The organism is Streptomyces curacoi (assembly GCF_001513975.1).
In the GTDB taxonomy this organism is placed as follows: domain Bacteria; phylum Actinomycetota; class Actinomycetes; order Streptomycetales; family Streptomycetaceae; genus Streptomyces; species Streptomyces curacoi.
Genome location: NZ_KQ947991.1, coordinates 129987 through 130992 on the forward strand (window position 1 = coordinate 129987; position 1006 = coordinate 130992).

General features: G+C 71.8%; 2 protein-coding genes. Both read right to left on the minus strand.

The window, feature by feature from the left end; all coding sequences use genetic code 11:
- Positions 1–41: 41 nt before the first annotated feature.
- Positions 42–560, minus strand: a complete 519-nt coding sequence (locus tag AQI70_RS26450; RefSeq protein WP_062154352.1) for a shikimate kinase — start codon at positions 558–560, stop codon at positions 42–44.
- The coding region (locus tag AQI70_RS26455; RefSeq protein WP_159042703.1) for a chorismate synthase at positions 557–1006 on the minus strand (450 nt) is incomplete at its 5' end. The genes AQI70_RS26450 and AQI70_RS26455, both read right to left, overlap by 4 nt.

Here is a 1006-nt window from a genome sequence, read left to right on the forward strand (position 1 = left end):
TCCCGCGGTGCCGCCGACCTGGATCCGCGTCACTTCCTCCGTCATGCGTCCTTCAACTCCAGTGCATCAAGGGCCGCTTGGACCACTTCTTCCGGGGTACGGCCGTCGGTGGCCACCACCGCCGTGGCCACCTCCTCGTACAGATGCCGACGGGCCTCCATCAGCTCCCGCCACTGCTTGCGCGGGTTCACCGCGAGCAGCGGCCGAGCGGCGTTCAGACCCGTCCGCCTGACCGCCTCCTCCACATCCATCGAGAGGTAGAGGACTCGCTGTCCCGCGAGCAGCGCACGCGTGTCCGCGTCCAGGATCGCCCCGCCACCCAGCGCCAGGACGCCGTCGTGCTCGGCGAGTGCCCTGTGGACGGCCTGCTTCTCGATCGCCCGGAAGGCGGGCTCGCCCTCGTCGACGAAGATCTCCGCGATGGTCCGGCCCTGCGCGGCCACGATGTCGTCGTCGGTGTCCCGGTAGCCCACGCCGAGCCGCTCGGCCAGCAGCTGCCCGACCGTCGACTTGCCGACGCCCATCGGCCCGACCAGCACCACCACAGGCGCCGCGCTCATCGGATGGCCAGGTTCTCGAGGTAGGACCGCACGTTGCGACGGGTCTCGGTCACCGAGTCGCCGCCGAACTTCTCCGCCACCGCGTCCGCGAGGACGAGCGCCACCATGGCCTCGGCGACGATCCCGGCCGCGGGGACCGCGGAGACGTCGGAGCGCTGGTGGTGCGCCTGAGCGGGCTCACCGGTCGTCACGTCCACCGTCTGCAACGCCCGCGGCACGGTCGCGATCGGCTTCATCGCGGCGCGGACCCGCAGCAGCTCACCGGTTGTGAGCCCGCCCTCGGTGCCGCCGGAGCGGCCGGAGACGCGGCGGATGCCTTCGGGCGTGTTGACGATCTCGTCGTGCGCCTTGGAGCCGGGCACCCGCGCGAGCTCGAAGCCGTCGCCGATCTCGACGCCCTTGATCGCCTGGATGCCCATCAGCGCACCGGCGAGACGGGCGTCCAG